Annotated in this window: 20 protein-coding genes and 4 tRNA genes; 16 read left to right on the top strand and 8 right to left on the bottom strand. The window is 58.8% G+C overall.

Translation table 11 applies throughout. The features are described 5' to 3' along the window. Window positions 1-9 precede the first annotated feature (9 nt). Window positions 10-216: a hypothetical protein gene (locus tag AB4O12_RS11810; protein WP_041477156.1), complete on the top strand. Its 207-nt coding sequence runs from the start codon at window positions 10-12 to the stop codon at window positions 214-216. A gap of 54 nt (window positions 217-270) precedes the next feature. On the opposite strand, the gene pbpG is transcribed toward AB4O12_RS11810, so the two are convergent. Both pbpG and folD read right to left on the bottom strand, forming a co-directional pair. Continuing rightward, window positions 271-1209, bottom strand: coding sequence for a D-alanyl-D-alanine endopeptidase (gene pbpG, locus AB4O12_RS11805; RefSeq protein ID WP_073471341.1), 939 nt, complete (start codon window positions 1207-1209; stop codon window positions 271-273). Window positions 1210-1439: 230 nt separating this feature from the next. Beyond that, window positions 1440-2294 (bottom strand): bifunctional methylenetetrahydrofolate dehydrogenase/methenyltetrahydrofolate cyclohydrolase FolD, encoded by an 855-nt coding sequence (gene folD, locus AB4O12_RS11800; protein ID WP_016775338.1) that lies wholly within the window; start codon window positions 2292-2294, stop codon window positions 1440-1442. Window positions 2295-2568: 274 nt separating this feature from the next. On the opposite strand from folD, the gene AB4O12_RS11795 reads away from it, so the two are divergent. The 11 genes from AB4O12_RS11795 (at window position 2569) to AB4O12_RS11745 (ending at window position 13564) form a co-directional block, all read left to right on the top strand. Beyond that, window positions 2569-2645 (top strand) — tRNA-Arg (locus tag AB4O12_RS11795). 32 nt (window positions 2646-2677) lie between these two features. Further along, window positions 2678-2753, top strand: a tRNA-His gene (locus AB4O12_RS11790). Window positions 2754-2810: 57 nt separating this feature from the next. After that, window positions 2811-2895, top strand: a tRNA-Leu gene (locus AB4O12_RS11785). A 77-nt stretch (window positions 2896-2972) separates the two neighbouring features. Continuing rightward, window positions 2973-3048 (top strand) — tRNA-His (locus tag AB4O12_RS11780). A 401-nt stretch (window positions 3049-3449) separates the two neighbouring features. After that, window positions 3450-4760, top strand: a complete 1311-nt coding sequence (tig, locus tag AB4O12_RS11775) for a trigger factor (RefSeq protein ID WP_016775337.1) — start codon at window positions 3450-3452, stop codon at window positions 4758-4760. Window positions 4761-4852: 92 nt separating this feature from the next. Further along, window positions 4853-5488, top strand: coding sequence for an ATP-dependent Clp endopeptidase proteolytic subunit ClpP (gene clpP, locus AB4O12_RS11770; RefSeq protein ID WP_016775336.1), 636 nt, complete (start codon window positions 4853-4855; stop codon window positions 5486-5488). A gap of 112 nt (window positions 5489-5600) precedes the next feature. Beyond that, window positions 5601-6884, top strand: a complete 1284-nt coding sequence (clpX, locus tag AB4O12_RS11765) for an ATP-dependent Clp protease ATP-binding subunit ClpX (RefSeq protein ID WP_016775335.1) — start codon at window positions 5601-5603, stop codon at window positions 6882-6884. Between the two features lie 163 nt (window positions 6885-7047). Beyond that, window positions 7048-9444 (top strand): endopeptidase La, encoded by a 2397-nt coding sequence (lon, locus tag AB4O12_RS11760; RefSeq protein ID WP_016775334.1) that lies wholly within the window; start codon window positions 7048-7050, stop codon window positions 9442-9444. A gap of 148 nt (window positions 9445-9592) precedes the next feature. Next, on the top strand, window positions 9593-9865 hold the full coding sequence (locus tag AB4O12_RS11755) for an HU family DNA-binding protein (RefSeq protein WP_016775333.1): 273 nt from the start codon (window positions 9593-9595) through the stop codon (window positions 9863-9865). A 227-nt stretch (window positions 9866-10092) separates the two neighbouring features. After that, window positions 10093-11964: a SurA N-terminal domain-containing protein gene (locus tag AB4O12_RS11750; protein ID WP_460062046.1), complete on the top strand. Its 1872-nt coding sequence runs from the start codon at window positions 10093-10095 to the stop codon at window positions 11962-11964. A gap of 745 nt (window positions 11965-12709) precedes the next feature. Next, window positions 12710-13564, top strand: a complete 855-nt coding sequence (locus tag AB4O12_RS11745) for a DUF2242 domain-containing protein (RefSeq protein WP_252882309.1) — start codon at window positions 12710-12712, stop codon at window positions 13562-13564. Between the two features lie 386 nt (window positions 13565-13950). On the opposite strand, the gene AB4O12_RS11740 is transcribed toward AB4O12_RS11745, so the two are convergent. Then, window positions 13951-14991, bottom strand: coding sequence for an AraC family transcriptional regulator (locus AB4O12_RS11740; protein ID WP_460062043.1), 1041 nt, complete (start codon window positions 14989-14991; stop codon window positions 13951-13953). A gap of 3 nt (window positions 14992-14994) precedes the next feature. After that, window positions 14995-16125 (bottom strand): nitrilase-related carbon-nitrogen hydrolase, encoded by a 1131-nt coding sequence (locus AB4O12_RS11735; protein ID WP_460062041.1) that lies wholly within the window; start codon window positions 16123-16125, stop codon window positions 14995-14997. A 208-nt stretch (window positions 16126-16333) separates the two neighbouring features. On the opposite strand from AB4O12_RS11735, the gene AB4O12_RS11730 reads away from it, so the two are divergent. Further along, complete coding sequence (locus tag AB4O12_RS11730) at window positions 16334-18373, top strand: NADPH-dependent 2,4-dienoyl-CoA reductase (RefSeq protein ID WP_056788766.1); 2040 nt, start codon at window positions 16334-16336, stop codon at window positions 18371-18373. Window positions 18374-18498: 125 nt separating this feature from the next. Then, window positions 18499-19422 carry a 1-aminocyclopropane-1-carboxylate deaminase/D-cysteine desulfhydrase gene (locus tag AB4O12_RS11725; protein ID WP_150741174.1) on the top strand — a complete coding sequence of 308 codons (924 nt, stop codon included), beginning with the start codon at window positions 18499-18501 and terminating at the stop codon, window positions 19420-19422. Between the two features lie 141 nt (window positions 19423-19563). On the opposite strand, the gene AB4O12_RS11720 is transcribed toward AB4O12_RS11725, so the two are convergent. Next, the gene (locus AB4O12_RS11720) at window positions 19564-20070 is read right to left on the bottom strand and encodes a collagen-like protein (protein ID WP_082530311.1); all 507 of its coding nucleotides are present in this window, start codon (window positions 20068-20070) and stop codon (window positions 19564-19566) included. Between AB4O12_RS11720 and AB4O12_RS11715 the strand changes: the two genes are divergently transcribed. Continuing rightward, a complete protein-coding gene (locus AB4O12_RS11715) occupies window positions 20048-20389 on the top strand; it encodes a hypothetical protein (protein ID WP_143498023.1) in 342 nt (113 codons plus the stop codon). The two genes, AB4O12_RS11720 and AB4O12_RS11715, sit on opposite strands and share 23 nt — an antisense overlap. 86 nt (window positions 20390-20475) lie before the next feature. Here AB4O12_RS11715 and phnX read toward each other — a convergent pair whose 3' ends face one another. Continuing rightward, window positions 20476-21303 carry a phosphonoacetaldehyde hydrolase gene (phnX, locus tag AB4O12_RS11710; RefSeq protein WP_252884494.1) on the bottom strand — a complete coding sequence of 276 codons (828 nt, stop codon included), beginning with the start codon at window positions 21301-21303 and terminating at the stop codon, window positions 20476-20478. A 142-nt stretch (window positions 21304-21445) separates the two neighbouring features. Next, window positions 21446-22555 (bottom strand): 2-aminoethylphosphonate--pyruvate transaminase, encoded by a 1110-nt coding sequence (locus tag AB4O12_RS11705; protein ID WP_460062037.1) that lies wholly within the window; start codon window positions 22553-22555, stop codon window positions 21446-21448. 113 nt (window positions 22556-22668) lie between these two features. Here AB4O12_RS11705 and AB4O12_RS11700 point away from each other — a divergent pair, with 113 nt between their 5' ends. After that, window positions 22669-23535: a LysR substrate-binding domain-containing protein gene (locus tag AB4O12_RS11700; RefSeq protein WP_460062035.1), complete on the top strand. Its 867-nt coding sequence runs from the start codon at window positions 22669-22671 to the stop codon at window positions 23533-23535. Window positions 23536-23659: 124 nt separating this feature from the next. Here the strand turns inward: AB4O12_RS11700 and AB4O12_RS11695 are convergent, their stop codons facing one another. After that, on the bottom strand, window positions 23660-24532 hold the full coding sequence (locus AB4O12_RS11695) for a LysR family transcriptional regulator (RefSeq protein ID WP_323621054.1): 873 nt from the start codon (window positions 24530-24532) through the stop codon (window positions 23660-23662). Window positions 24533-24717: the final 185 nt, after the last annotated feature.

The following is a 24717-nucleotide window of genomic DNA, read 5'->3' as shown; positions in this document are numbered from 1 at the left end:
GAGGTGCGTATGAGTACCGATTCAAGCTTCGATGACCACAAACCTGACAGCGTACCGACCACGCCGGAGCCGGAGGTTGATCCGGTGCTGGACCCGGACAGCCCGATGCGCGACCCGATGGCGCGGCCAAATGTGCTGACGCCGGACGTTTCGCCAGAGCCGAGCTCGGGCGATGGCATTCCTGATGACGACAAGATGCCACTGCCCAACGACTGACGCGCAGACGAAAAAAAGCCCCGAACATTCGGGGCTTCTTCATGATTGCCGGATCTACTTTGCCGCTTCGACCACGCCGCTCTGACGGCTCTTGAGGTTCTTGTCGGCTTTGTACTGCTGTGCCACCGCTGGAACACTGGCGCTGCGCCCGGTTTCCACCCAGCTGCGGATACGGCTGGCGTCGGCAAAATGCGTGTATTTGCCAAACGCATCGAGAATCACCAAAGCGACCGGACGGTTGCCCATCTTCGTCACCAGCACCAGGCAATGGCCGGCCGGGTTGGTAAAACCGGTCTTGGTAATCTTGATGTCCCAATCGGCCTTATTGACCAAGTGGTCGGTATTGCGGAAGCCCAAGGTGTAGTTGGGCTTGCGGAACGCCACGGTCTTTTCCTTGGTGGTGGTCAGTTGCACCAGAAGCGGTTGCTTGTGCGCGGCCACCAGCAATTTGCTCAGGTCGCGCGCGGTGGAAACGTTGCGCTCTGACAGCCCGGTCGGCTCGACAAAGTGCGTGCTGGTCATGCCCAGCGCCTTGGCCTTGGCGTTCATTGCCGCAATAAAAGCAGCGTAGCCACCCGGATAGTGGTGCGCGAGGCTGGCGGCGGCGCGGTTTTCCGAAGACATCAAGGCGATCAGCAGCATCTCGCGGCGCGGCAGCTCACTCTTGAGTTTGACGCGGGAGAACACACCCTTCATTTCCGGAGTGTTCCTGATGTCGACATCGATCCATTCGTCCATGTTCTGTCGAGCTTCCACCACGACCAGGCCAGTCATCAGCTTGCTGACGGAAGCGATCGGCACGATCACGTCAGGGTTGCTGGAATAGATGACTTTATTGGTCTGCATATCCATGAGCAGGGCGCTGCCGGACGCGATCTTCAATGTCGAAGCGTCACGTGGAGCAGCGGTGGTTTCCGCAGCGTTGATCGTTGGCGTGATGAATGTGCCTGTAACAGCAAACAACAGGCTCAGAATCGAGAGACGAATTTTCACGCGGGCGAACTCTAAAAGGTTGGATATACCGTTAGTTTGTAACGGGTTATTTCTCAAAACCGGCGCATTTTAGGAGTATGGCTGAAGAACTGTCGATGGTTGTTTGTAAGACCTGAAAATCTCGTGAAAAGGCCTGTAAAAAGAGCGGTTTCCGGCGAACGGTTGAAGTTTTTTCTCAGGCAAGAAAAACCCCGCACGAGGCAGGGTTCTGATGCGGCGTAAAAACCCGGTCAGACGTGCAGGGTTTCTGCGGCGTAGAGCGTGTTTTCCAGCAGGCAGGCGCGGGTCATCGGGCCAACGCCGCCCGGTACCGGGGTGATCCAGCCGGCGCGGGGCAGGGCGGTTTCGTAAACGACATCACCGACCAGTTTGCCGTCGTCCTGACGGTTGATGCCGACGTCGATCACGATCGCGCCTTCCTTGATCCACTCGCCCTTGACCAGGCCCGGCTTGCCGGCGGCAACGACCACCAGATCAGCGCGGCCGACGTGGCCCGCCAGATCCTTGGTGAAGCGGTGAGTCACAGTGACGGTGCAGCCGGCCAGCAGCAATTCCATGGCCATCGGGCGACCGACGATATTGGAGGCGCCCACGACTACCGCGTCCATCCCGTAAAGATCAGCGCCAGTGCTTTCCAGCAAGGTCATGATGCCTTTCGGGGTGCATGGGCGCAGCAGCGGAATACGCTGGGCCAGGCGGCCGACGTTGTACGGATGGAAACCGTCGACGTCTTTGTCCGGGCGGATGCGTTCCAGCAGCTTGGACGCGTCGAGGTGTTCGGGCAGAGGCAACTGCAGGAGAACGCCGTCGATAGCCGGATCGTCGTTGAGGCGATCGATCAGATCGGTCAGGGCGTCCTGAGTGGTGTCGGAGGGCAGGTCGTAGGCTTGAGAGAGGAAGCCAACCTCTTCACAGTCTTTACGCTTGTGCGAGACATAAACCTGAGAGGCAGGATCGCTGCCGACCAGGATCACCGCGAGGCCGGGCGTGCGCAGGCCTTGCTGGCGACGCTCGGCAACTCGTTGGGCGATCTGCTGGCGCAGGCTGGCGGCGATCGATTTGCCGTCGATTAGTTGTGCAGTCATTGCGCGTGATTAACCATCGAGAGGGGAAAAATGAGAACGCATTCTCGCATGTCGAGCGGTGAGGGCAAAGGCGCTTGGTCAGCAAATTCCTCTAACTCCTTTAATTAAATGAATTTTTTTCAAAAAGGATTTGACGACCTTTGGAGCCCTCTATACTATTCGTCGCACTTGTCGGGCACAGCCTAGCACTGGTTAAGAAGGTGAAGCGGAATCAAGGTTCTGCGACACTGGAAAGCACTTAGTTTGTAGTCCTTTAAGAGTACAGATTAACAAGGCGCCCGTAGCTCAGCTGGATAGAGCATCCGCCTTCTAAGCGGATGGTCGCAGGTTCGAGTCCTGCCGGGTGCGCCATTAGGCAGCTTTGGCACAAGTAACGCGATATGGTGGGCGTAGCTCAGTTGGTAGAGCACGGGATTGTGACTCCCGTTGTCGTGGGTTCGATCCCCATCGTCCACCCCATATTTCGAAAGGCGCCAGATTTAACGGTCTGGCGCCTTTGCTTTAAAAGCTTCATCCGCGGATGTGGTGGAATTGGTAGACACACTGGATTTAGGTTCCAGCGCCGCGAGGCGTAAGAGTTCGAGTCTCTTCATCCGCACCAAATAAAGCTTCACCTGTGCCTAGGGCCTGATGAAGTTTCGACAAAGAAGTTGTTTGGCTTTTTTGTTACGCAATATGGTGGGCGTAGCTCAGTTGGTAGAGCACGGGATTGTGACTCCCGTTGTCGTGGGTTCGATCCCCATCGTCCACCCCATATTTCGAAAGGCGCCAGATTTAACAGTCTGGCGCCTTTTTTGTTTTAGCGGTTTCGAAATCCGGCCACGGCCGATTTCGCAGCGCAGGGCAGGGCACTTCATCGCTTTTAAAGGATCGGATGACGCTGAACTGCTCGTCGTTCCGGTTTGGCCGGAACGCCTGTCGGGGCGTATCTGATAGTTGCTTCTATATATAGAAGCGTTGCTGCAGAGCCCTGACGTGATCGCTTGTATTCGCCAGTGGAGTGCACGGCATTCGTGCGGCGCTCCCTATAAATTGCCTGCTGTTTTTTTACCCGTTTCCAGTAGGGTGACTTCTTGAGTTTGACCCACTAGAATGCATGCCCTTGATTCTGGGGTCGGAAACGGCCGGCTAACGTCTGTGCAACGAGGAATATCCATGCAAGTTTCTGTTGAAAATACTACTGCTCTCGAGCGCCGCATGAGCGTCACCGTGCCGGCAGAGCGCATCGAGACTCAGGTCAACAAGCGTCTGCAGCAGACTGCCCAAAAGGCCAAAATTGCTGGCTTCCGTCCAGGCAAAGTGCCAATGAGCGAAATCAAGCGCCGTTTCGGTGCTGATGCGCGTCAGGAAGCGGTAGGCGACGTCATCCAGTCTTCCTTCTACGAAGCTGTGGTCGAGCAGAAGCTCAACCCTGCCGGTTCGCCTTCGATCGAGCCAAAGTCGCTCGAAGCGGGCAAGGATCTGGAATACGTTGCTGTATTCGAAGTCTTTCCTGAGTTCACCGTTGCTGGCTTCGAAGGCATCACCGTTGAGCGTCTGAGCGCTGAAGTGGCTGACGCTGATCTGGACAAGATGCTCGACATCCTGCGCAAGCAGAACACCCGTTTCGAAGTGGCCGACCGCGCTGCGCAGAACGAAGATCAGCTGAACATCGATTTCGTTGGCAAGGTTGACGGCGAAGTGTTCGCTGGCGGCTCCGCCAAGGGTACTCAGCTGGTGCTGGGTTCCGGCCGCATGATCCCGGGCTTCGAAGAAGGCCTGGTTGGCGCTAAAGCCGGCGAAGAACGCGTTCTGAACCTGACCTTCCCTGAGGACTATCAGAACCTGGACCTGGCTGGCAAAACCGCCGAGTTCACCGTGACCGTCAACACTGTGTCCGAGCCTAAGCTGCCTGAGCTGAACGAAGAGTTCTTCGCTCAATTCGGCATCAAGGAAAGCGGCATCGACGGTTTCCGCACCGAAGTTCGCAAGAACATGGAGCGTGAACTGCGTCAGGCGATCAAATCGAAGGTCAAGAATCAGGTAATGGACGGTCTGCTGGCCACCAACCCGATCGAAGTGCCAAAGGCTCTGCTGTCCAACGAAGTTGACCGTCTGCGCGTGCAGGCTGTTCAGCAGTTCGGCGGCAACATCAAGCCAGACCAACTGCCGGCCGAGCTGTTCGAAGAGCAAGCCAAGCGCCGCGTCGTGCTGGGCCTGATCGTTGCTGAAGTAGTCAAGCAGTTCGATCTGAAGCCTGATGAAGCTCGCGTTCGCGAAATGATTCAGGAAATGGCTTCCGCTTACCAGGAGCCAGAGCAGGTCGTGTCGTGGTACTACAAAAACGAGCAGCAACTGAACGAAGTGCGTTCGGTTGTGCTGGAAGAACAAGTTGTGGATACTGTTCTGCAGAAAGCTAGTGTGACCGACAAATCGGTCTCCTACGAAGAAGCAGTCAAGCCGGTAGAAGCTCCAGCAGCCGACTGATTGATTTTGCGTTAGAAGTGCACACCATAAGCCAGCTCTCGAGCTGGCTTATGCGTATTCAAGACATAACTATTTGGGAGCGACTGCAGAGCATGTTCCGTAATTCTTATATTCAGCAGAACTCTGATATCCAGGCCGCCGGCGGCCTGGTCCCGATGGTTGTCGAGCAGTCCGCTCGTGGCGAACGCGCCTACGACATCTACTCGCGCCTGCTCAAGGAGCGAGTGATCTTTCTGGTGGGCCCGGTAGAGGACTACATGGCCAACCTGATCTGTGCGCAACTGCTGTTCCTTGAAGCGGAAAACCCGGACAAGGACATCCATCTGTACATCAACTCGCCGGGCGGTTCGGTGACTGCCGGCATGTCGATCTACGACACCATGCAGTTCATCAAGCCGAACGTGTCGACCACCTGCATCGGTCAGGCGTGCAGCATGGGCGCATTCCTGCTTACCGCAGGTGCACCGGGCAAGCGTTTCTGCCTGCCGAACTCGCGCGTGATGATTCACCAGCCACTGGGCGGTTTCCAGGGCCAGGCGTCGGACATCGAAATCCACGCCAAGGAAATCCTCTTCATCCGCGAGCGTCTGAACATGCTGATGGCCAAGCACAGCGGCCGTACTCTGGAAGAAATCGAGCGCGATACCAATCGCGACAACTTCATGAGTGCCGAAGCTGCGAAGGAATACGGCCTGATCGACGAAGTGATCAACCAGCGTCCAGCTTAATATAAGCAGCGCAAAACAGGCCTGATCGGCATGTCCGATCAGCGGCGGGCTTGAAAAAGCCCGCAATAGCCTTCATCTTGTGTTGCAAGCCTATCGGATTTGGATCGAACGAATGACTGACACCCGCAACGGCGAGGACAACGGCAAGCTGCTCTATTGCTCCTTCTGTGGCAAAAGCCAGCATGAAGTGCGCAAATTGATTGCCGGCCCCTCGGTCTTTATCTGCGACGAGTGCGTCGACCTGTGCAATGACATCATCCGCGAGGAGGTGCAGGAAGCACAGGCCGAAAGCAGCGCGCATAAATTGCCTTCGCCTAAAGAAATCAGCGGCATCCTTGACCAGTACGTCATTGGTCAGGAGCGTGCGAAAAAGGTTTTGGCCGTAGCGGTGTACAACCACTACAAGCGCCTGAACCAGCGTGACAAAAAGGCTGACGACGTCGAACTCGGCAAGAGCAACATTCTGCTGATCGGCCCGACAGGCTCCGGTAAAACCCTGCTGGCCGAAACACTGGCCCGCTTGCTGAACGTTCCGTTCACCATTGCCGACGCAACCACCCTCACTGAGGCCGGTTACGTGGGTGAAGATGTCGAGAACATCATTCAGAAGCTGCTGCAGAAGTGCGATTACGACGTAGAGAAAGCCCAGATGGGCATTGTCTACATCGATGAAATCGACAAGATTTCCCGCAAGTCCGACAACCCGTCGATCACCCGCGATGTTTCCGGTGAAGGCGTGCAGCAGGCCTTGCTCAAGTTGATCGAAGGCACGGTCGCTTCGGTACCGCCGCAAGGTGGCCGCAAGCATCCGCAGCAGGAATTCCTGCAGGTCGACACCCGTAACATCCTGTTCATCTGCGGTGGTGCGTTCTCCGGCCTGGAAAAGGTCATTCAGAACCGTTCCACCAAAGGCGGCATCGGCTTCAACGCCGAAGTGCGCAGCAAGGAAGAAGGCAAGAAGGTCGGTGAATCCCTGCGTGAAGTCGAGCCTGACGATCTGGTCAAGTTCGGTCTGATCCCGGAATTCGTCGGTCGTCTGCCGGTCCTGGCGACACTGGACGAGCTCGACGAGGCTGCGCTGATGCAAATCCTCACCGAGCCGAAAAATGCTCTGACCAAACAGTATGCCAAGCTGTTCGAGATGGAAGGCGTGGATCTGGAATTTCGTTCCGACGCGCTGAAATCGGTCGCCAAGCGTGCCCTGGAACGTAAAACCGGTGCCCGTGGCCTGCGTTCGATTCTCGAAGGTGTGCTGCTCGACACGATGTATGAGATCCCCTCGCAGTCCGAGGTGAGCAAAGTCGTGATCGATGAAAGCGTGATCGAAGGCAAGTCCAAGCCACTGTATATCTACGAAAACAGTGAGCCGACGGCCAAGGCAGCGCCGGACGCGTAAGCGTTCACAGCGCCGCAACAAAGAAGGGGCCTTCGGGCCTCTTTTTTTTTAAGTCGTTTTTTACCTCCGCTTTGCGCTTGTTTTTTTTCGAGGCAGCCCCCATCTTGGTTTCAAGCTTAATTCCATCTGATTACGGCCATACGGCCGCCGTAGAGGCGAAATCATGAAGACAACCATCGAATTGCCTCTCCTGCCATTGCGTGATGTCGTGGTTTATCCGCACATGGTTATCCCGCTGTTCGTGGGGCGCGAGAAATCCATCGAAGCCCTCGAGGCAGCGATGACGGGTGACAAGCAGATTCTGCTGCTGGCCCAGCGAAACCCGGCTGACGATGATCCCGGTGAAGACGCTCTCTATCGCGTAGGTACAATTGCCACGGTTCTGCAACTGCTGAAGCTGCCTGACGGCACCGTCAAGGTTCTGGTCGAAGGCGAGCAGCGTGGTACTGTCGAGCGCTTCAGCGAAGTCGATGGCCACTGCCGCGCCGAAGTTTCTCTGATCGAAGAAGTCGACGCCGCCGAGCGCGAGTCGGAAGTCTTCGTGCGCACGCTGCTGTCGCAGTTCGAACAATACGTCCAGCTGGGCAAGAAGGTTCCGGCTGAAGTCCTGTCGTCGCTCAACAGCATCGATGAGCCCGGTCGTCTGGTCGACACCATGGCCGCGCACATGGCGCTGAAAATCGAGCAGAAGCAGGAAATCCTCGAGATCATCGATCTGTCGGCCCGTGTCGAGCACGTGCTGGCACTGCTGGATGCCGAAATCGACCTGCTCCAGGTTGAAAAACGCATTCGCGGTCGCGTCAAAAAGCAGATGGAGCGCAGCCAGCGCGAGTACTACCTGAATGAGCAGATGAAGGCCATTCAGAAAGAACTCGGTGACGGCGACGAAGGCCACAACGAAATCGAAGAGCTGAAAAAGCGCATCGATGCTGCCGGCTTGCCGAAAGACGCGCTGGCCAAGGCCACCGCTGAGCTGAACAAGCTCAAGCAGATGTCGCCGATGTCGGCTGAAGCCACCGTGGTGCGCTCCTACATCGACTGGCTGGTGCAGGTGCCGTGGAAGGCGCAGAGCAAAGTACGCCTCGACCTGGCCCGTGCAGAAGACATTCTCGACGCCGATCACTACGGCCTCGAAGAGGTCAAGGAGCGCATCCTTGAATACCTCGCCGTGCAGAAGCGCGTGAAGAAAATCCGTGGCCCGGTGTTGTGCCTGGTTGGTCCTCCAGGTGTGGGTAAAACCTCGCTGGCGGAATCGATTGCCCACGCCACCAATCGCAAATTCGTACGTATGGCCTTGGGCGGCGTGCGTGACGAAGCGGAAATTCGTGGTCACCGCCGGACTTACATCGGTTCGATGCCGGGTAGATTGATTCAAAAGATGACAAAAGTGGGCGTACGCAACCCGCTGTTCCTGCTCGATGAAATCGACAAAATGGGCAGCGACATGCGTGGCGATCCGGCTTCGGCGTTGCTGGAAGTGCTTGATCCCGAGCAAAATCACAACTTCAACGATCACTATCTGGAAGTCGATTACGACCTCTCTGATGTGATGTTCCTGTGCACCTCGAACTCGATGAATATCCCGCCAGCGCTGCTGGACCGGATGGAAGTCATCCGTCTGCCGGGTTACACCGAAGACGAGAAGATCAATATCGCTGTGAAATACCTCTCGCCGAAACAGATCGCCGCCAATGGTCTGAAGAAGGGCGAGCTGGAGTTCGATGAGGAAGCGATTCGCGACATCATCCGTTATTACACCCGTGAAGCGGGCGTGCGGGGGCTCGAGCGACAGATCGCCAAGGTCTGCCGCAAGGCAGTCAAAGAGCATGCGCTGGAAAAACGCTTCTCGGTAAAAGTGACAGCTGACCTGCTCGAGCATTTCCTCGGCGTGCGCAAGTTCCGCTACGGCCTGGCCGAGCAGCAGGATCAGGTGGGGCAGGTGACTGGCCTGGCGTGGACTCAGGTTGGCGGTGAATTGCTGACTATCGAAGCCGCAGTGATTCCGGGTAAAGGTCAACTGATCAAGACCGGTTCGCTGGGTGATGTGATGGTCGAATCGATCACTGCCGCACAGACCGTTGTGCGCAGCCGCGCCAAGAGTCTGGGCATCCCGCTGGACTTCCACGAGAAGCGCGACACGCACATTCACATGCCGGAAGGTGCTACGCCGAAAGACGGCCCAAGTGCTGGCGTCGGTATGTGCACGGCGTTGGTTTCGGCATTGACCGGTATTCCGGTGCGCGCCGATGTCGCCATGACCGGTGAGATCACTCTGCGTGGGCAAGTGCTGGCAATTGGCGGTTTGAAAGAAAAACTGCTGGCGGCTCACCGCGGCGGAATCAAGATTGTGATTATTCCGGAAGAAAACGTCCGCGATCTGAAGGAGATTCCTGACAATATCAAGCAGGATCTGCAGATCAAGCCGGTTAAATGGATTGACGAGGTCCTGCAAATTGCGCTGCAATACGCGCCGGAGCCCTTGCCGGATGTGGCTCCGGAGATAGTTGCCAAGGACGAAAAACGCGAGTCTGATGCCAAGGAAAGAATTAGCACGCATTAATACGTTTTAGCCTGGGGGCTTTCCTTGACAGCATTTTAGAGCCCTTGTTATAAAGCGGCTCTTAAGTGTCTGTAGGCCATTCAGCACTCGTTTTTGCTTTCACCAAAAAACTTAGAAACATCTCAAAATAGATATAAGGGGACTTAGAGTGAACAAGTCGGAACTGATTGATGCTATCGCTGCATCCGCTGATATCCCGAAAGCTGCTGCTGGCCGTGCGCTGGACGCTGTAATCGAATCCGTCACTGGCGCTCTGAAGGCTGGCGACTCCGTTGTTCTGGTTGGTTTCGGTACTTTCTCCGTGACTGACCGTCCGGCTCGTACCGGTCGCAACCCGCAAACTGGCAAGTCTCTGGAAATCCCGGCTGCCAAGAAGCCAGGTTTCAAAGCCGGTAAAGCGCTGAAAGAAGCTGTTAACTGAGTTTCCAGGTTTTTACCCATCCGGGTCGGGGTCAAGCCTGACTTGGCAGCGGAGCGGTAGAACAGGTGGCTGAAAGAGCTACCTGTAACGCCGGGATCGAGGGTTCGAGCCCTGTCCGCTCCGCCAGTTACGAGAAGGCGCATCCTCGGATGCGCCTTTCTTCTATCCGGATTCTACCCACGCTCCACGGTTGCCTAAATTGAAGTTCAACCGTTTCTGGGGGACGCATGCTGCAAAATATCAGGGACAATTCACAAGGCTGGATTGCCAAGACCATTATCGGGGTCATCGTTGCACTGATGGCCCTGACCGGTTTCGATGCCATTTTCCAGGCCACGACTCACAAGAACGAGGCGGCCAAGGTCAATGGTGACGAAATCAGCCAGAACGAGCTGAGCCAGGCCGTTGATATGCAACGCCGTCAGCTGATGCAACAGCTGGGCAAGGACTTCGATGCGTCCTTGCTCGACGAAAAAATGCTGCGCGAATCGGCGCTCAAAGGCCTGATCGACCGCAAGTTGCTGCTGCAAGGCGCTGAACAGGCGAAGTTCTCGTTCTCCGAAGCCGCGCTGGATCAAGTGATCCTGCAGACGCCTGAATTCCAGGTCGACGGCAAGTTCAGCTCCGAGCGCTTCGACCAGGTGATCCGTCAACTGGGCTACAGCCGCATGCAGTTCCGTCAGATGCTGGCTCAGGAAATGCTTATCGGCCAGTTGCGCGCTGGTGTTGCCGGCAGCGGTTTCGTCACCGACGCCGAAGTGCTGGCTTTTGCCCGTCTGGAAAAACAGACCCGTGATTTCGCCACTCTTAACGTCAAGGCCGACCCGGCTGCGGTCAAGCTGACCGATGACGAGGTCAAGGCTTACTACGACGAGCACGCCAAGGAATTCATGACGCCGGATCAGGTGATCATCGATTACGTCGAGCTGAAGAAATCGTCGTTCTTCGATCAGGTTGCGGTCAAGGATGAAGATCTTGAGGCGGCTTACCAGAAAGAGATCGCCAACCTGTCGGAACAGCGTCGTGCCGCGCACATCCTCATCGAAGTGAACGACAAGACTACCGAAGCGCAGGCAAAGGCGAAGATCGACGAAGTCCAGGCGCGTCTGGCCAAGGGCGAGAAGTTCGAAGCGTTGGCCAAGGAGTTCTCGCAGGATCCGGGTTCCGCCAACAATGGTGGTGACCTTGGTTATGCCGGTCCTGGCGTTTACGATCCAGCTTTTGAAAAGGCTCTGTACTCGCTGTCGAAAGACCAGGTGTCCGAGCCGATTCGTACCGACTTCGGTTATCACCTGATCAAGCTGTTGGGCGTGGAAGCGCCTGAAGTGCCGACCCTGGCCAGCCTGAAAGACAAGCTGACGCGCGAGCTGAAAGCGGCGCAGGTCGAGCAGCGTTTTGTTGAGGCGACCAAGCAACTGGAAGACTCGGCGTTCGAAGCCTCTGACCTGGCGCAGCCAGCAGCGGATCTGAAACTGACCGTGCACACTTCCAAACCGTTCGGCCGTGAAGGTGGCGAAGGTGTTGCCGCCAACCGTGCCGTGGTCACTGCCGCGTTCAGCCCGGAAGTGATTGATGAAGGTGCCAACAGCACCGCCATCGAGCTGGATCCGGAAACCGTGATCGTGCTGCGTTCCAAGGAGCACCTGAAGCCTGCGCAACTGCCGCTGGAAAGTGTGAGCGCGGCGATCCGTACTCAACTGACCAAGGAGCACGCCAGTGCCGAGGCCAAGACCCGTGCCGAGAAGCTGATCGCTGATCTGCGCGACGGCAAGGCGCCGCTGGACAAGGCCATCGATGGCCAGAACTGGAAGATCACCGAAGCGGCCACCCGTGGTCAGGAAGGGGTTGATCCGGCTGTGCTGCAGGCACTGTTCCGTATGCCGAAGCCGGCTGCCAAGGACAAGCCGACGTTCTCCAGCGTTACCTTGCCGGATGGCAGCCTGATGATTGTGCGTCTGAATGGCGTCAATGAAGCAGCTGCACCGACGGAAGAAGAGAAAGCGCAATATCGTCGTTTCCTCGCTTCCCGTGAGGGCCAGCAGGACTTTGCGGCGTATCGCAAGCAGTTGGAAGCTGAGGCGAAGATCGAGCGGTTTTGATCTTTTGACTGACGTTTGAAGGAGCCCCGGCCTGGTTGGTCGGGGCTTTTTTGTTTTTTGGGCGTGGCGGCCTTTGGGCCGGCCATGCTCTGGGTGGTTTGGGTGAATATCCGTTGCTGCGGGGGTTGCTGATTACGGTTCCGCCCTTACGGCGGGTCACCTTTTCCAAACGCCGAAAAGGTAACCGAAAAGGCTTGCTCCTACGTTCGGCCCTCGCAAGCTCGGGTCCCTTCGCTCCGGGACTGATCCGGGCGCAGCGGCTCCGGTTTGCTTCGCTGCACCTCCTTCCGCTGTGTCTGGCTGCGCCAGACGGTCGCTACGCTCCCACACCCGGATCAATCCCTCCACTCAGCCTTCCGACGTCGCCGGTGGATCAAAAGCAAGATCAGAAGCACTCGAGCTTGCGCTCATTGTTGAGTGGGGCGGCTTTGCCGCGGGCAGCTGCGCTGCTTTGCTTTTCTGTGGGAGCGAGCCTGCTCGCGAAGGCGGCCTGACAGCCGACCTGATCTTGAGCTTTTACCTTTCTTTTGCATTTAGAACACGCCGGTCGGTTCTGGGGTTAATGGCCGTCGAGCCGACAAGCCATGGCGAAATTGCGCGCATTGATTGATCATTTGTCGGCGCGGCTTTTTCCTGACGGCCATGACCGGTAAAGTTGTAACCGATTCTTGACACTATTCCATGCGCCATGGGGCGACGATCTGTTGCACAATACGCCCCGGACTGTTTTCCCTCAGGATGTTCAATGTTGATTTCCACTCCCATGCGTGTTGTCGGGCTGGCGCTTTTGTTGACTGCGGTGGCCGGTTGTTCGAAGGACAAGCCGATCTATGAGCATGAGAACTTCGATGACTCCGGCACCTTTTCGCGCAATTACCCGGTAACCGACACCGCCAGTTGCGAAGCGGCCCGGCGCGCGTTGCTCAGTCAGGGCTACATCATTACCAGCAGTGATCCCAAACTGGTCAGCGGGCACAAGAGCTTCCAGCAGACCGGCGAGACGCACCTCGAGATCAGTTTCAACGTGGTCTGCGCCGAAGATGGCAGCGCCGGGCATCATGCGACGGTGTTCGCCAACGCCTTGCAGGACCGTTATGCGTTGAAGAAGACCAACAATTCCGCCAGCCTCGGTGTCGGTGTGTTGGGCTCGGTGTCGATGCCGATCGGCTCCTCGGACGACTCGATGGTCAAGGTCGCCAGTGAGACGGTCATTGCGCAGAAGTTCTACGAGCGTTTCTTCACACTGGTGGAGCAGTTCCTGCCCGCCGATGCGAAGAAAGCTGCACACATCGAAGAAAAGCCGAAAACCGATCTTGGTGTGCCAGAACCAAAAGCGGCACCTGCACCTGCGCCTCTGGCGCCGACACCTGCAGCGGAACCGGCCCCCGCGCCGACTGCGGAACCTGCACCGGCCCCGGTTGAAACCGCGCCAGTGAGTTCCGAACCGATGGTACCGCCAGCGGAGTCGACGCCGATTACGCCTGCGCCAGCGCCCGTGGAAGAGCCAGCGCCGGCCAGCGAAACCATCACCCCGCCGACCAACCCGGATATTCCGCCACCATCCGAGCCGATTCCGGCGATGCCTGCGTCGGGCCAATAAGAAACCAAGCGAAACCCTGTGGGAGCGAGCTTGCTCGCGAAACGGTGTATCAGTCGACAGATGATTAAACTGACACACCGCTTCGCGAGCAGGCTCGCTCCCACAGTGGTTTTCGGGTTGGCTTAAAATCTGGTTACACACCTGCGGGATCATCGCCGCGATAAATCCCCAACCACCTGCTACGTTTTATTCATGAAGGCCGCGTTTCACTTTTCCTTCATACGGGCACTTTATGCTCGGGGCACAGGTCGATTGATCAGGCCATTTTCATAGCGAGCAGTTGGGGGATTTATACGATGGATGAGTATCAGGAAGAACTGCTCGAATACCAGGCCTTTGAACTGGATCAACCAGAGCCGGCTGACGACGCCACGGAGCTCTGAACTTCAAGCTCCCGAGCGGTAATTTCGTCGGGATTCGCCGGGCGTCTGCCCGCTCCAGCGCTTGAATGCGCGTTGGAAGGCTTCAGCTGAGGCAAAGCCCAGCAGGTAGGCGATTTCGCCGAATGCCAGTTCGGTGTCGCGGATGTAGGTCATCGCCAGATCGCGGCGTGTGTCATTGAGGATCGCGCGAAACTGCGTGCCTTCCTCGGCGAGTTTGCGGCGTAAGGTCCAGGTCGGCAGTTTCAGGCGTGCCGCGACTTCCTCGAGATCCGGCTCGCGGCCGCCGTTGAGCAGCGGGCCGAGCAACTGAGTGATGCGCTCGCGCAGGCTGCGGGTGCGGGTCAGTTGTTCCAGCTCCCGCTCGCACAATTGCAGCAGATGTCGCCAGGTGCTCGGGCAATGTTCAGGGTTGCGCAGGGCGAGGCTGCTCAGGCTCAGGCGCAGTTGGTTGCGCTCGGCGCTGAACTGGATCGGGCAGTCGCCGAGCATTGTGTAGGCGTCGCGGTAATCCGGCGCTTCGAATTCGATTTCGATTCGCTCGGCGCGCAACGTTTCGCCGCACAGGCTCGACAACTGATGCAGCCAGCCGGCGAGGATCGAGTCGACCACGAAGCGGTTATAGGTGTTGTACGGGCTGATCGAGTAGAAGCGCAGCCAGGCACCGTTGGCATCTTCATGAAAACTGGACTGTCCGCGATAGTTCGAGCCGTAAAGCGGCTCGAAGCGCGTCAGGCAGCGGGCCGCTTCACGCACGGTGGGTGCTTGCGCCGCAGTGATGCCGGCCAGACCGGCCTGATTCAAGCGGATCATCCGGCCCATGCGCAGGCCCAGGGCCGGGTCGCCGGTGAGTTGAATCGCCGCATGGCCCAGGCGCATGTAACGCGGGATCGACAAGCGCGCTCCGGCCTCGGCCAGTCGCGCTGCATCAAGGCCATATTGTTCAAGCAGAGGCAGCGGATCGGCGTCGTGGCTGCGCACGGCGTCGGCCAGACTATGGACGAAGCCCACCGACAGATCCCCGAGGCGCATCGGCTGCGGCTTCATGGTTTACAGCCAGACGTTCAGCAAGCGCGCACCACGGGCCTCGCCATCGGCGAACTGCTGGCCGTTGCTGCTGAGGAAGCTTGTGCCGGTACTCGACTTGTCCCAGAACTGCCCGCGCATGAACACACTGACGCCGGCAATCGCGTGGCTGCTTGGCGGTTGCGCGGTGAGGGTCAGTCGGTGCCAGGCTTGACCTTCACTGAGGTCGCCGGGCTTGAGGCTGACCGAGCCCGGCGTGCTCGAACCCTTGTAGCCACGCCATGGCTTGTCCCGGGCGCCTTGGCCGATAACCTGCGCCGGCACGGCCACCAGTTGCGCGCCTTGCTCATCGAGGGTGCGGTAGTTGCCGGGGTACCAGCTGTCACTGCCGATCAGGATGCCCAGGCGTCCGGCCGGGGTATCGACGACCTGTATGGCGTGTTTGTCTTCGGCCTTAATCACACCTTGCTGATCAAAGATCGGATGCATCTGCCGCTGCGGCTGGCCCAACGGTACGCCGTCGCGACCAAACACCACGCTGCTGTTGAACAGGGCGCCGCTGCCGGGCTTGAGCCGGCCGTCGCGGATGCTTGGCTCCGGCAGCACGATGGAGCCGGCCACCAGGGTGACCTGGAACTCCTTGGCCAGACCGCCGAACAGCGCCTGGTAATCCTTGGCCATGGCCTTCGCTTTCATCCGCAGATAAGCGTCATCCAGGCGTTGCTCGCCCTTGGCCCGCAGCCAGGCACGGGCAAACAGCAGTGGATTGCTCGCCGCCAGCCAGTTCATTGCCTCCGCCAGCGTTGGCGCCTGATACAACTCGTCTTTCTCGCCGCTGACCATCAGCCAGGTGCCGACGTGCTCGGGCAACACCACCACGGTTTTTTCGTTGAGCAATCCCTGATCGCGGGCCTGCTGCAGATACGCCGCGAGTTTGCGGTGCAGGCGTGCGGAGCTTTGGTAATCGGTGGGGAACAGTTCGGGCTGGATGCCGAGCAGATTGCCACGGTCGCCGGGCGTGCCCTGATTGACGGCGAGCTTGATGCGCAGGTCCGACAGGTAATGTCCCGCCGGCCGGTCTGCCGCCCACATGGCGTAGGTGGTCAGGGCGGCAACGAGGGCCATGGAGAAAAACAGATACAGAAGTTTGCGCATGAAAACCAACAACAGCCGGGTACAGGATGTGCCGACTAGGGTAGGGCTCATGGCCCGGGTTGCCAAGGGGCGCTGCGCATTTGGATCAATAACTTGTCAGTTACGGTCATTGAGTGACAGCGGTGCGACTCTTAGTCTGTCGAACATGACTGACGGGGGACGCAGAGCTCCCGCAATTTTTCCGTGATCGCTCGTTGTGGAGTTACCGATGACCGCCGCTCATTACCCGCATCTGCTGGCCCCGCTGGACCTGGGATTCACCACGCTGCGCAACCGTACCCTGATGGGCTCGATGCACACTGGCCTTGAAGAAAAGCCGGGTGGCTTCGAGCGCATGGCGGCGTACTTCGCCGAACGTGCCCGTGGCGGTGTCGGCCTGATGGTCACTGGCGGCATCGGCCCGAATGACGAGGGCGGGGTGTATTCCGGCGCGGCCAAGCTCACAACTGAAGAAGAGGCGCTCAAGCACCGCATCGTCACCCGCGCGGTGCACGAGGCGGGCGGCAAGATCTGCATGCAGATTCTTCACGCCGGGCGTTACGCCTACAGCCCGAAACAAGTAGCACCGAGCGCGATTCAGGCGCCGATCAACCCGTTCAAGCCCAAAGAGCTGGACGAAGAGGGCATCGAAAAGCAGATCAGCGATTTCGTCACCTGCTCGGTATTGGCGCAAACCGCCGAATACGACGGCGTCGAGATCATGGGCTCGGAAGGTTACTTCATTAACCAGTTCCTCGCCGCGCACACGAATCACCGCACCGACCGCTGGGGTGGCAGCTACGAAAACCGCATGCGCCTGCCGGTAGAAATTGTCCGTCGTGTGCGCGAAGCGGTCGGGCCGAATTTCATTATCATCTTCCGCCTGTCGATGCTCGATCTGGTCGAAGGTGGCAGCACCTGGGATGAAATCGTCATGCTGGCCAAAGCCATCGAGCAGGCCGGTGCGACCATCATCAACACTGGTATCGGCTGGCACGAAGCGCGGATTCCGACCATCGCCACCAAGGTGCCGCGTGCAGCGTTCAGCAAGGTTACGGCCAAGTTGCGCGGCTCGGTGAGCATCCCGCTGATCACGACCAACCGCATCAATACCCCGGAAATTGCCGAGCAGATTCTTGCCGAGGGCGATGCCGACATGGTCTCCATGGCCCGACCATTCCTCGCCGATCCGGATTTCGTCAACAAAGCCGCCGAAGGCCGCGCCGACGAAATCAACACCTGCATCGGCTGCAACCAGGCGTGCCTCGACCACACCTTTGGCGGCAAGCTCACCAGTTGCCTGGTCAACCCGCGCGCCTGCCACGAAACCGAACTCAATTACCTGCCGGTGCAGCAGATCAAGAAAATCGCCGTGGTCGGTGCCGGCCCTGCAGGCTTGTCTGCCGCCACCGTGGCCGCCGAGCGCGGTCATCAGGTGACGTTGTTCGATTCGGCCAGTGAGATCGGTGGCCAGTTCAACATTGCCAAGCGCGTGCCGGGCAAGGAGGAATTTTTCGAAACCCTGCGCTACTTCAACCGCAAGCTGCAAACCACCAATGTCGAGGTGTGCCTGAACACCCGCGTCGACGTGGCCAAGTTGGTTGAGGGCGGCTACGACGAAATCATTCTCGCCACCGGTATCGCCCCGCGCGTGCCGGCGATTCCGGGCATCGAAAATGCCAAGGTGCTGAGTTATCTGGATGTGATCCTCGAGCGCAAACCGGTCGGCAAGCGTGTCGCGGTAATCGGTGCAGGCGGGATCGGTTTCGATGTCTCGGAATTTCTCGTTCATCAAGGCGTGGCCACCAGTCTGGATCGCGCGGCGTTCTGGAAAGAGTGGGGCATCGACACGCAACTGGAGGCCCGTGGTGGTGTGGCGGGAATCAAAGCGGCACCGCATGCGCCGGCCCGTGAGGTGTTCCTGTTGCAGCGCAAGAAAACCAAGGTTGGCGACGGTCTGGGCAAAACCACCGGCTGGATACACCGCACCGGTCTGAAGAACAAGCAGGTGCAGATGCTCAACAGCGTCGAATACCTGAGCATCGATGACCAAGGCTTGCACATTCGCATCGGCGAAAGTGGTGAGCCGCAACTGCTGGCAGTGGACAACATCGTGATCTGCGCGGGGCAGGATCCGTTGCGTGAGTTGCACGATGGTCTGGTTGAAGCCGGGCAGAACGTGCACTTGATCGGCGGCGCGGATGTGGCGGCGGAGCTGGATGCCAAGCGCGCGATCAATCAGGGCTCGCGGCTGGCGGCTGAGTTGTAAGCACATTCCGTAGGAGCTGCCGAAGGCTGCGATCTGTTGATCCTGATTTCCAAAGCAAGATCAAAAGATCGCAGCCTGCGGCAGCTCCTACTAGTATGTGGTCTTTTCCAGATTGTGCAGTGCCCATGCTTTTGCCTCCCTCCAACTGGCTACCCCCGGCCCCTCTCGAACCGCTCCATCTGGACTGGCTGGCAGACGCCGGCATCGAGGTCGCGATCCTGCGCCTGGACCGCATCGACCCGCTGATCAGCGGCAACAAGTGGTTCAAACTCGTCGAACACCTCAAAGCCGCCGAGCGTGCCGGCGCCGAGGGCATCATCAGCCTCGGCGGTGCGCATTCCAATCACCTGCATGCGCTGGCGGCGGCGGGCAAGCGGCTGGGTTTCAAAACCGTGGGACTTCTGCGCGGGCACCCGCAGGACACGCCGACAGTGCGGGATCTGCAAGCGTTCGGCATGCAGTTGCATTGGCTGGGTTACGCCGGCTACCGCGCGCGGCACGAAGCGGGATTCTGGGTACCGTGGCACGCGCAATATCCTACGCTGCATGCAGTGCCCGAGGGCGGTGGTGGCGTGGCCGGCGCACTGGGTTGCGCAGCGATCAGGCAGCAAGCCGAAGAGCAATTGGCCAAGCTGGGCTGGGATGATTTCGACGCCTGGTGGCTGGCCTGTGGCACCGGCACGACACTGGCCGGGCTGGCGCTCGCCGAGAAAGGCAAGCGCGTGGTGTACGGCGCTCTGGCAGTGCCGGATGATCACGGCGTAGCGCCGAACATCGAGTCGATCCTCGCGCCCGCCACCGAGCATGCGGCGGGCTATCAACTGATCGACGCCAGCCGTGGTGGTTTCGCCAAAGTTGACGAGGCGTTGCTGACCTTCATCGATCAGACCGAGCAAACCAGCGGCATCCCTTTGGAACCGCTGTACACCGGCAAGGCCTTGCTGGCGCTCAAGCAGCATGTCGAAGCAGGCGAATTTGCCATCGGCACGCGTCTGATCTTTATCCACACGGGGGGCTTGCAGGGGCGACGCGGATTTGCAATGACATAGCCGATGGACGCGATCAGTACATGCCAGCGTTTCGGCGTAATGATATTTGCAACACACAAAAGTCTTATTTGTACGGTTTATTATTTCTGCTTATTTAAAGTTGTTGGTGTGCGTTGAACTGTGGGCGTAACTCTATGTTGCTTATATCTTGTAGGTTCTTTTGGTTTGAATAGTTTGTTGTGCGTGATTATTGTTGGTTCGGCTCTTTAGTTTGTTATTAAAGATCATAATTATATTTGTAAATTTGAGTGTGAATATGAAAAGTCCGATCTCCAAGCCTCGCCCCACTACCACTACACCAAAGCCAGTGGCGCCAACCAAACCCGTAGCACCGACCAAACCCGTAGCACCGACCAAACCAGTGGCACCAACCAAGCCAGTAGCACCAACCAAACCGGTAGCGCCGACCAAGCCGGTAGCGCCAACCAAGCCAGTAGCACCAACCAAACCGGTAGCGCCGACCAAGCCAGTGGCACCAACCAAACCGGTAGCGCCGACCAAGCCAGTGGCGCCAACCAAGCCAGTAGCACCGACCAAACCAGTGGCGCCAACCAAACCGGTAGCCCCAACCAAACCAGTTGCGCCGACCGCACCAGTAGCGCCGGTCGATACCAAGCGTCCGCCAATGCCATGGCCGACCCTTAACATCAACATCGATCCGGTGGCCTTGATTACGCTGATTCAAACACTCGGTGCGACCGTCAATGTCGATGGTTCGACCACACTGCCTGACGGTAGCGTGGTTGACGTTGATAAGACTTCGATCAAGCGTCCCGACGGCATCATTCAATATGACGACGGCCGGGTAGAGTATCCGGACGGGCGAATCGTATGGTCTGATAATACCGTTGAATATCCGGATGGCCGTATTGTCTGGGAAGATGGTACTGAACAATTGCCTGACGGAAGCGTTAAACATCCCGATGGTAGTGCGTACGACGCAGAGGGCAACCTTGTTTCAGAGTAAGTAATAACCGGGAAATATATTTATTTAAGACAGTGCAAAAAAACACCGCTGATTGTCATGGATCAGCGGTGTTCCGGTTATCGGCCTCAGGCGTTTTGCGGCATCTCACCGTTGGCCAGACGCTTGTTGATGTCGGCGATCACTTCCGGCAGATCGCTGATGGTGTCGATCATGTAATGCGGCCGCGAACTTGCGAACAGCGCGTGGATGCGCTGGCGCTCGCTGGCCAGTTCATCGCTGCCCAGCGCGCGGAAACCCTCATAATCCAGACCCAGCGCGTTGCCCGAGCAAATCAGCGCAACCGTCCACATGCCGGCCCGGCGACCTTCGAGAATGCCCGGCACGGTGTCGTCGATCTTCACGCACGCTGCAACATCGTCGATGCCCAGAGCGATCACGTTGGCCAACGCTTGCGCCGGCCATGGACGACCGTTTGGCACTTCGTCGGTGGCGACCACGTGGTCGGCGACGTAGCCGTTGCTGGCGGCGAGTTCGACGACTTTGTCCATCACCGCTTTCGGGTAGCCGGAGCAGGAACCGATCTTGATCCCTTGCTGGCGCAGTTGGGCGATGGCGTCCAGCGCGCCGGGAATCAGTGCCGAGTGCTCGGCGATTTTCTCGATCTGCAACGGCATGAAACGGTTGTAGATAGCGGTGACGTCATCGTCGGTCGGCGTGCGACCGAATACCTTGCGATAACGCTCGGCCACTTGCGGCTGATCACAGAGGGTGCGGATGTGATCCCACTTGCCCATGCCCATCGGCCCACGGGCCTCTTCGATCGACACCTGCACATCGAACTCGGCGAAGGCTTCGACGAAGATCTGCGTCGGCGCGAACGAGCCGAAATCGACCACGGTACCGGCCCAGTCGAGGATCGCGGCTTGCAGCTTGCTTGGATTGGTGTAGTTCATGGCAATCAATTCCTGATTTGAAAATGAGATCAAAATGTGGGAGCGAGCCTGCTCGCGAAAGCGGTCTGACATCAGCGTATGTGTCGCCTGGGACGACGCTTTCGCGAGCAGGCTCGCTCCCACAGGGGATTTTTGGTGAGGCTCAGATATCGAGCACTTCCATCTCGCGCAGCACTTCACCTACTGCTGCTACGGCCTGGCGCATTTCGTCCGGGGTGACGTGGCCGATGCAGCCGACGCGGAAAGTTTCGACCTGGGTCAGTTTGCCGGGGTAGAGGATGTAACCCTTGGCCTTGACCCGCTCATAGAAGTCCTTGAACTGGTAGCGCGGATCCTGCGGGGCATGGAAAGTGGCGATGATCGGCGCCTGAATCGCCGCCGGCAGGAAGCTGCGCAAGCCGAGCTTGTTCATCTCTTCCATCAGCGCCTGACAGTTGGCGGCATAACGCGCATGCCGCGCTGGCAGACCGCCTTCTTCGCGGTATTGCAGCAACGCTTCGTGCAGCGCCGCGACCACATGGGTGGGCGGGGTGAAGCGCCATTGCCCGGTTTTCATCATGTAGGCGTGCTGGTCGTACAGGTCCATCGCCAGCGAGTGCGAGTTACCGGCAGATGCGGCCAGCGATTCCTTGCGGGCGAAGACAAAACCCATCCCCGGTACGCCTTCCAGGCATTTGCCGGAAGCGGCAATCAGCGCGTCGAATGGCACTTTTTGCGCATCCACCGGCAACGCGCCGAATGAGCTCATGGCGTCGATGATCAGACGTTTGCCGTGTTGCGCGACGACCTCGGCGATTTCTGCCAGCGGATTGAGAATGCCGGTGCTGGTTTCGCAGTGGATCAGCGCCACGTGGGTGATGTCAGCGTCGGCGCGCAGCAAACGGTCGACGTCGGCGGCAGTGGTCGGCTCGTCTTCGGCGGTTTCGAAGGTGCTGAACGAGCGCCCAAGTACATCGCAGATCTTCGCCAGCCGTTTGCCGTAAGCGCCGTTGATCAGCACGAGGATTTTGCCATCACGCGGTACCAACGTGCCGATCGCCGCTTCGACAGCGAAGGTGCCGCTGCCCTGTAACGGTACGCAATGGTGGCTGGCGGCGCCGTTGAGGATGGCCAGCAATTGCTCGCACAGGCTGGCGGTCAGCTGGTTGAAGCGGTCATCCCACGAACCCCAGTCGACCATCATGGCCTGACGGGTGCGGGCCGAAGTGGTCAACGGGCCGGGAGTGAGCAGAATCGGTGCGGCGGTACTCATTCGGGTGTCCTCGCGAGAACGCTGTGGGATGAAGCTACGGCGTCTACGTTGCAATTCGCCGCTGCATCAATCAAATTGTTTGTTGTTATGCCAGCCATCAGTGAGGGTTATCCATGAACCTGTTTCAGCTGCGCGCCTTCGATGCCGTGGCCCGCGAAGGCAGCTTCACCCGCGCGGCTGCGCGGTTGTTCATCAGCCAGCCGGCGGTCACCGGACACATCAAGGCACTGGAAGAGCGCTACCAGATCACCTTGCTGCGGCGCACCGCGCGACGGGTGGAACTGACCGAGGAGGGCACCAAACTGGCGGCGATCACCCGCGCCATGTTCGGCCTGGCGGAAGAAGCGCAGACGCTGCTCGAGGCCAATCGGCAATTGTTGACCGGGCGTCTGGAGGTGGCGGCGGATGGGCCGCACATGGTCATGCCGATGCTGGCGAGCCTGCGCGCACGCTATCCGGGGATCACCGTCAACCTGCGTCTGGGCAACGCGCAGGAAACCCTGGCGGCGCTGTTGTCGGAGCACGCCGATGTCGCGGTGCTGACCGAGGTCGAGCCGCGCAAGGGCCTGCATCTGCAAGCGCTGAGCGAATCGCGGATATGCGCGCTGGTGCCGGCGGGGCATCGCTGGGCGAATCGCTCCGGGGAAGTGAAACTCAAGGAGCTGGACCAAGTGATCATGGTCCTGCGCGAGCCGACTTCGATTACCCGGCGCACGTTTGACCAGGCGTGTATGCAGGCCTCGATTCAGCCGCGGGTGTTGCTGGAGCTGGACAGTCGCGAGGCGGTGACCGAAGCGGTCGCGGCCGAGTTGGGGGTCGGTGTGGTGTCATCGGTGGAGGTCAGTCATGACCCGCGCGTGGTGGCGATCCCGATTGCCGGGGAAGGGCTGGTGAACCGGCACATGATTGGCTGCATGGAGCGCCGGCGCGAGTTGCGCTTGATTCAGGCGTTTTTTGATCTGGCGCTAGCCGCACCGTGATCGTTCCCACGCTCTGCGTGGGAACGCAGCCCGGGACGCTCTGCGTCCCATCCAAAGCCGAACGCGGAGCGTCCGTTGAGGCATTCCCACGCAGAGCGTGGGAACGATCAGGACAGGGAGTGAGTCAGGTCAGGCTCTCGCGAACCATATCGAGAAACGTCGCCACCACCCGCCGCGAACTCTGTTCGCGCAAACACACCAGGGTTTCGGTCAGGCGCCTCGTGCAATCGGTGATCGGCAACGCGCAGACCCGTGAGTCGGCGCCGAACTCCGCCGCTGAAACCACACCAACCCCGATCCCCACCACCACGGCTTCGCGCGCCGCTTCCCGACCTTCAACCTGAATCGCCGGGCGGATGCGCAAACCTGCGCGGGCCATTTCCTCTTCCAGGGTCTGCCGTGTCACCGAACCGGTCTCACGCAGCACCAGTGGCGTGTCATCCAGATCGGCCAGACAGATCGATTCGCGTTCGGCCCACGGATGATTGCGCGAAACGAACGCCACCATCGGATCGTTGCGCAACGGCACACACAGCAAGCGTTCATCGGTTACATCGCGGCCGAGCAGCGCCAGATCGGCCTGATAGTTGAACAGGCGAAACAGCGATTCATCGGTATTGCCGGTCTCGATTTTCACGCTGATGCCCGGGTAGCGCTCGCAGAACCGCGCGATCTGCGGCAACACGTGGATCGGCGCGTCCACCGCGAGAATCAGGCTGCCGGTCTGCAGGGCCTGGGATTCCTGCAGCAATTCCTGCGCTTCGGCTTCGATCACGAACAGGCGCTGAGTGATCGCCAGCAGGCGCTCGCCGAGATCGGTCAGGCGTACGGAACGTTTATTGCGGTGAAACAGCAGCACGCCGAAGCGTTCTTCGAGTTTGCGTACCTGGTCGGAAATCGCCGGTTGCGTCAGATAAAGCCGCTCGGCGGCGCGGGTGAAGCTGCCATGGACGGCCACCGCGTGGAACGCTTTGAGTTGGGCGTGAGAGACAGACATGGTGACTCCAGTAACAAGCTCGGCTTATGTGTGAAATACGATAAATCGATTTTATTTATTAAACAGTAATTGCTTTGATCGGCTCACGCCATCGCTGACTGCTCGGTCGAACAGCAGCGCTGGCCCATGAGCCTGTGCGTGCAACAGCAGACTCATCTGACCGTTATCGCCGAAGGGAAGGGGCG

Source organism: Pseudomonas sp. S2_A05, from assembly GCF_054668485.1.
Note: the sequence above shows the minus strand (reverse complement) of the source record. Positions and strands in the feature narration are given on the sequence as shown.

What these genes read in the sequence shown, in the direction of transcription:
- phnX (WP_252884494.1), bottom strand. Translation starts at nt 21,303, where the DNA reads ATGAACTACACCAATCCAAGCAAGCTGCAAGCCGCGATCCTCGACTGG.
- lon (WP_016775334.1), top strand. Translation starts at nt 7,048, where the DNA reads ATGAAGACAACCATCGAATTGCCTCTCCTGCCATTGCGTGATGTCGTG.
- AB4O12_RS11730 (WP_056788766.1), top strand. Translation starts at nt 16,334, where the DNA reads ATGACCGCCGCTCATTACCCGCATCTGCTGGCCCCGCTGGACCTGGGA.
- AB4O12_RS11725 (WP_150741174.1), top strand. Translation starts at nt 18,499, where the DNA reads ATGCTTTTGCCTCCCTCCAACTGGCTACCCCCGGCCCCTCTCGAACCG.
- folD (WP_016775338.1), bottom strand. Translation starts at nt 2,294, where the DNA reads ATGACTGCACAACTAATCGACGGCAAATCGATCGCCGCCAGCCTGCGC.
- AB4O12_RS11700 (WP_460062035.1), top strand. Translation starts at nt 22,669, where the DNA reads ATGAACCTGTTTCAGCTGCGCGCCTTCGATGCCGTGGCCCGCGAAGGC.
- AB4O12_RS11695 (WP_323621054.1), bottom strand. Translation starts at nt 24,532, where the DNA reads ATGTCTGTCTCTCACGCCCAACTCAAAGCGTTCCACGCGGTGGCCGTC.
- tig (WP_016775337.1), top strand. Translation starts at nt 3,450, where the DNA reads ATGCAAGTTTCTGTTGAAAATACTACTGCTCTCGAGCGCCGCATGAGC.
- AB4O12_RS11810 (WP_041477156.1), top strand. Translation starts at nt 10, where the DNA reads ATGAGTACCGATTCAAGCTTCGATGACCACAAACCTGACAGCGTACCG.
- AB4O12_RS11750 (WP_460062046.1), top strand. Translation starts at nt 10,093, where the DNA reads ATGCTGCAAAATATCAGGGACAATTCACAAGGCTGGATTGCCAAGACC.
- AB4O12_RS11740 (WP_460062043.1), bottom strand. Translation starts at nt 14,991, where the DNA reads ATGAAGCCGCAGCCGATGCGCCTCGGGGATCTGTCGGTGGGCTTCGTC.
- AB4O12_RS11705 (WP_460062037.1), bottom strand. Translation starts at nt 22,555, where the DNA reads ATGAGTACCGCCGCACCGATTCTGCTCACTCCCGGCCCGTTGACCACT.
- clpP (WP_016775336.1), top strand. Translation starts at nt 4,853, where the DNA reads ATGTTCCGTAATTCTTATATTCAGCAGAACTCTGATATCCAGGCCGCC.
- clpX (WP_016775335.1), top strand. Translation starts at nt 5,601, where the DNA reads ATGACTGACACCCGCAACGGCGAGGACAACGGCAAGCTGCTCTATTGC.
- AB4O12_RS11715 (WP_143498023.1), top strand. Translation starts at nt 20,048, where the DNA reads ATGCCATGGCCGACCCTTAACATCAACATCGATCCGGTGGCCTTGATT.
- AB4O12_RS11745 (WP_252882309.1), top strand. Translation starts at nt 12,710, where the DNA reads ATGTTGATTTCCACTCCCATGCGTGTTGTCGGGCTGGCGCTTTTGTTG.
- AB4O12_RS11735 (WP_460062041.1), bottom strand. Translation starts at nt 16,125, where the DNA reads ATGCGCAAACTTCTGTATCTGTTTTTCTCCATGGCCCTCGTTGCCGCC.
- AB4O12_RS11720 (WP_082530311.1), bottom strand. Translation starts at nt 20,070, where the DNA reads ATGTTAAGGGTCGGCCATGGCATTGGCGGACGCTTGGTATCGACCGGC.